Below are 5415 nucleotides of genomic sequence, written 5' to 3'. Positions count from 1 at the left end.
GGCAATTGAAAAAAGATTGCAATGGCGGCAGGAATTACCATCACTGATAAAGCCCGAGCCATTCGCTCCAGATGCTGAAACAAGTTCAGCATGACAAAAATTTAAATTGACAACAAGTTTAAATTAATATTGATTTGTAGTCAATAAAACCAAGGTGCAAGCTTCTTCTACTTTGATTGAATTGGCTTTTAGCAACTGATAAAACTCGGGATTTTCGGTTCCTGGGTTGAAAATTACTCGTTTTGGTTTGGTTTCGATGATGTAATTGTAGTATTCTCGTTGGCGAACCGGATTTAAATATAACGTTACGGTATCGATATTTGCCAATGGAATATTTTTAGTTCGGATGGAAACTCCGGCAACTTCTCCTTGATTTTGACCTATTGCAAGCACCGAATGACCTTTATCTACAAGCATAGTAATGGCTTTGAAGGCATATCTTTCTGGCTTTGTGGAAGCGCCAAGTACAAGTGTTTTCTTATTTTTCATAAATCTTGAAGTTATTTTTTAGAGGTCATTTATGGTACTGACCTATTTGAAATTTGTTTACAACAAAAGTAGTGTTTGTTGCGATTTCATCTTACAAAAGTAATGATTATTGTTTTTTATTTTAACTTTAGAAACTATTCTTTGTTTATCTTTGCTAATAGATAATTTAAACATTAATAAATGGAGGTTTTTTTTAATACATTTTTTGTCTTGATTGGTGCTTTATTTTCGGTTTTAAATCCGTTTGGTGCGATTCCGATTTTTGTTGGATTGACACAAGATTACGAGAAAGCCGAGCGTTCACGAGTTTCTTTATGGACGGCAATTAATGTTTGTATTATTCTAATCATCTCTTTTTTTGTTGGTGAATATGTGTTGCGATTTTTTGGAATTACGATTTCGGCACTTCGAATTGCTGGTGGAATTTTGATTGCTAGTTCGGGATTTGGATTACTAAATGCTAATCCGAAGAAGCAAAAAGGAATTAGTAAAAAAGTTGAAGAAGATTCTCAAAACAGAAATTCAATTGCGCTTACACCTTTGGCAATGCCTATGCTTGCTGGTCCGGGTTCTATTTCTTTATTAATTGCTTACTATCAAGACCATAACAATACAGCTGAAATATCTGCTTCTGTAGCTGCAATTTTTGCGGTTTCTTTACTTATTTTTATTATTTTAAGAAGTGCCAATTACTTAGCTAAATTCCTTGGAGCATCAGGAATTGTAGCAATTTCTAGAATTGTAGGTTTCTTGACTGTTGCAATTGGAATTCAATATATTATAAGTTCGGTCTTATCAATTATTAGAGGAATTTAACTACTGTTTAAGTACAATTTTGATTAACTTTATACAAAATTGTACTTATGAAAATTCTTTTAACTGGCGCAAATGGTTATGTAGGAAGGCGACTTTTGCCCGAATTACTTACAGAAGGTCATGAAGTAGTGTGTTGTGTTCGCGACAAAATGAGATTAGGTCTCGACAAAGCAACGCTTGATGCCATTACTGTTTGGGAAGTTGATTTTCTAAATGAAGTTGATTTTTCTGATCTACCCAAAGATATTGATGTTGCTTATTATTTGATTCATTCGATGACATCATCAACAACCGATTTTGATACGCTCGAATCGAAAGCTGCTCATAATTTTAATCTTTACATGAACGAAATTGGTGTAAAGCAAGTGGTTTATTTAAGCGGAATTGTAAATACCCATGTTCTTTCTAAACATTTACAATCAAGAAAAAATGTAGAAGATATTTTATTTGAAGGTAATTTTAAAACTACCGTTTTACGAGCCGGAATTATTGTTGGTTCTGGAAGTTCATCCTTTGAAATCATTCGAGACTTATGCGAAAAATTACCGATAATGATTACTCCGAAATGGGTTTTAACCAAGTGTCAGCCTATTGCTATTAGAGATGTAATTCAGTATTTAATTGGTGTTTTATTGCGTGAAGATTGCTACAACGATTCGTTTGATATAGGCGGACCAAATGTCATAACCTACAAAGAAATGATGTTGCTGTATGCCAAAACGAGAAAGATAAAATTGGCTATAATCACGCTACCATTTATGACGCCAAAATTGTCTTCTTATTGGTTGTATTTTGTGACTTCTACTTCCTATAAATTGGCGATTAATTTAGTCAACAGCATGAAAATGGAAGTGGTTTGCAAGGACAATCGACTTCAGAAAATTTTAAAAATCAAACCAATAACGTACGTTGATGCTATCAATTTGGCTTTCGTAAAAATCGAACAGAATTTAGTGATTTCGAGTTGGAAAGACAGTTTGGTAAGTGGAAGATTTGAGCATAATTTATCAGAATTTATTCAGATTCCGAAATACGGATGTTTGAAAGATCACCAGACTAGGAAAGTAGTTGATATTGAAAAAGCATTGGATAATATTTGGACCATCGGTGGCGAACGCGGTTGGTATTATGGAAATTGGATGTGGCAAACACGCGGATTTCTGGATAAAATTGTTGGTGGCGTTGGAACACGTCGTGGTAGAACTAACCCAAGACATTTGGATACTGGTGATGCCTTAGATTTTTGGCGTGTACTATTGGCTAATAAAGAAGAAAAACGATTGTTGCTTTTTGCCGAAATGAAATTACCAGGTGAAGCTTGGCTCGAATTTAGAATTGATGAAGAAAATACGTTACATCAAATTGCAACTTTTAGACCAAGAGGAATTTTTGGCAGGTTGTATTGGTATTCGTTAGTGCCTTTTCACTTTTTTATTTTCGGCGGAATGATTGATAATATTATAAAGGCGGAACCACTAAAGTAAAGTTGGAAGTTTAAATCCCAATATAAAAATCCCAAATTCCAATTTAGCAGATTGGAATTTGGGATTTATAATTTGAAAATTTACTATTTAGTTTTTAGGCAAGAAAACTTCTGCCATCATGCAACGTGCGCTTCCGCCGCCACAAGCTTCGATAGTATCTAGACTTGAATGTAAAATCGTGATGTGTTCTTCTAATTGTGCAATTTGCTTTTTGGTTAATGCATTGTAAGCTGATGAACTCATAACTAAATATCTTCTTTCATCTGATCCTAAAACTTCCAGCATGTTTCCTGCAAAGTTGTTCATTTGATCTTCAGTAATTAAAATAATTTCTTTTTCATCTGATCTTAAACTGTCAAGAACCATTTTGCGTTCTTTTTTATCATCAATACAATCGGCACATATTACCGCAAAAGTATCAGCGATGCACATCATTACATTGGTGTGATAAATTAATTTTCGTTCGCCATTAACCGTTTGATACGCTTCAAAAATTATCGGATTTAAATCGAAATCTTCACAAAATTCTATGAATAATTCTTCATCGGCACGAGGTGAAAGTGCGCAGTATGCCTTACCATTTTCACGGTCTAAAACTACACTTCCAGTTCCTTCAAGATAAAACCCATCTTCTTCGGCTTGGGTGTAATCCATAATTCCGTCGTTAATTTGGAATCCTTTGTCTTCCAGAATGTCTAGAATATCTTCACGTCTTTCTGCACGACGATTTTCGGCAAACATTGGATACAAAACTACATCACCATTTTCGTGAAAAGAAATCCAATTGTTCGGAAAAATACTGTCTGGCGTGTCTGGATTTAGTGTATCGTCTACTACAGTTACATCAACACCAACCATTCTTAGTTTGTTTACAAAAGCATCAAATTCTTGTTGTGCTTTTTCATTGACATTTTCTGGAGTTAATCCGTCAAGGACTTTTTGATAATAATTGTTTACCGCCGTTTGTTCGTTCATTCTAAACGCTACCGGACGAATCATTAAAATTGAGTTTGTTGTTTGATTCATTTTATTTTTTGTTTTCTGTTGTCAGTTTTCGGTTATCTGTTAACAATCTTTGTCGAGAGTTCTTTTAAGTTTTCCAATTGCTTTCAACATATTTTATAAAGTTAAATATTTTTGCTCCTAAATTATCATAATCAGTTATAAATCTATCAATTTCAGGAATTAAATCTTTATATAAATGATTTATTTTAATCAAATGTCCTTTTGTTTCTAAACAACTTGAATGTGAATATACCAAGAATTTGATAAAATCGGCTTTATATCGATTTCTACCATAGCCTTCTACTATATTTGAATTTACTGAATCTGATGAGCGTCTAATTTGGCTTCCTAATTCATACATTTCATATTTAGGCAAAAGTAACGAAGCTGGATGCACTTCATAAAACAATGCTAAACTAATTTTGTAAATATCTAAATCCTGATAACTACTCATTACAACAATTTATAAAGTAAATAACTGAAAACCGATAACTGACAACTTTTTAATCACGAATTAAAGGAAGCGTCGAGCATCTTAAAAGACCTTCTTGTTTTGCAATTTCGGCATACGGAATTTCTTCTACAGTAAAACCTTGTTCGCGTAACCAGTTATTTAATCTTGTAAAATTCTTTTCAGAAACGACTACGTTGGTATCTATTGAAAACACATTAGAATTCATATTATACATTTCGTCACGTGTAATGTGAAACAGATTTTCTTTGCCAAATAAATCCACTAAATACACATAATCTGCTTCTTCACGGAAACCACTTTTGTAAATAATTCCTTTGTCTTTTCCTACAGGCTGAAAGCAACAATCAAGATGTAATGCGTTGTCGCGAGCTTCTAATTTAGATTTTACTAAATCGAACTCTTTTACAATTTTATTCGGAAACAAATCTTTTATGTATTGAACTCCTTGCATATTGGTTCTTGCTGTGATATAATCCTTATAATCGGAACCTTTATACGTTCCAATAAAAATATAATCGTTCCATAACATTACATCACCACCTTCGATATGAACTTCCTCTGGAGGACGAACGATTTTAGCCGGATTTATTTGGTCTAAAACATATTGAATAGCGTCTAATTCTCTATTTCTATCAGGTAGAATATTGGCTTTTACGAAAACATCATCTATTACAAATCCGATGTCGCGTGTAAAAATTTGGTTGTAGTTTTCAATCATTTCTGGTCGGAAAACTTGAACATCATATTTCTGAAAAACTTTATTAAAAGCTTCCATTTCTAAAATCATATCTTCTTCAATAGGATATGTTCCTGCAATGATGTGTTCTAATGATTTTGGGTCGTAAGCTTCTTCTTTTGTTGGTGTTGGTCCGTTATTTAATGCAGATCCTAACACCACAGCCCTTAATCGTGAGGTTTCGTTTTTTACATTTAATTGTAGCATAAAATAGCGTTTAACTTTACTTAGCTGATTTACTAGTGTAAGTGTTCACAAATATAAAAAAAGCGGATTGATTAATGAAGTTTTGTTATTAATTAAGTAGTTAAATTATCAAATAACTAATTTTAGTATTGTTATCATAAAAAAAAGCCTCACGTTGAGTGAAGCTTTTTTAGTTTTATAGATGTCTTGTCCTGAAATAGCGA

Annotated in this window: 6 protein-coding genes; 2 read left to right on the top strand and 4 right to left on the bottom strand. The window is 33.1% G+C overall.

The annotated features are described in order from the left end of the window. Positions 1-123 precede the first annotated feature (123 nt). Entirely contained in the window at positions 124-489 is a 366-nt protein-coding gene (locus DIU01_RS14335) for a CoA-binding protein (protein ID WP_290835616.1), read from the bottom strand. 180 nt (positions 490-669) lie between these two features. On the opposite strand from DIU01_RS14335, the gene DIU01_RS14330 reads away from it, so the two are divergent. Together DIU01_RS14330 and DIU01_RS14325 are read left to right on the top strand one after the other, a co-directional pair. Continuing rightward, positions 670-1305 (top strand): MarC family NAAT transporter, encoded by a 636-nt coding sequence (locus DIU01_RS14330; protein WP_290835614.1) that lies wholly within the window; start codon positions 670-672, stop codon positions 1303-1305. A gap of 47 nt (positions 1306-1352) precedes the next feature. Further along, positions 1353-2789: an SDR family oxidoreductase gene (locus DIU01_RS14325; RefSeq protein ID WP_290835612.1), complete on the top strand. Its 1437-nt coding sequence runs from the start codon at positions 1353-1355 to the stop codon at positions 2787-2789. 87 nt (positions 2790-2876) lie between these two features. Here DIU01_RS14325 and ctlX read toward each other — a convergent pair whose 3' ends face one another. The 3 genes from ctlX to DIU01_RS14310 form a co-directional block, all read right to left on the bottom strand. After that, positions 2877-3815 (bottom strand): citrulline utilization hydrolase CtlX, encoded by a 939-nt coding sequence (ctlX, locus tag DIU01_RS14320; RefSeq protein WP_290835610.1) that lies wholly within the window; start codon positions 3813-3815, stop codon positions 2877-2879. Between the two features lie 64 nt (positions 3816-3879). Further along, positions 3880-4248: a four helix bundle protein gene (locus DIU01_RS14315; protein ID WP_290835608.1), complete on the bottom strand. Its 369-nt coding sequence runs from the start codon at positions 4246-4248 to the stop codon at positions 3880-3882. Positions 4249-4297: 49 nt separating this feature from the next. Continuing rightward, positions 4298-5212: a dimethylarginine dimethylaminohydrolase family protein gene (locus tag DIU01_RS14310; protein WP_290835606.1), complete on the bottom strand. Its 915-nt coding sequence runs from the start codon at positions 5210-5212 to the stop codon at positions 4298-4300. Positions 5213-5415: the final 203 nt, after the last annotated feature.

Source organism: Flavobacterium sp., assembly GCF_003525665.1.
Lineage (GTDB): Bacteria > Bacteroidota > Bacteroidia > Flavobacteriales > Flavobacteriaceae > Flavobacterium.
This window is presented reverse-complemented; position numbering and strand designations above follow the sequence as displayed.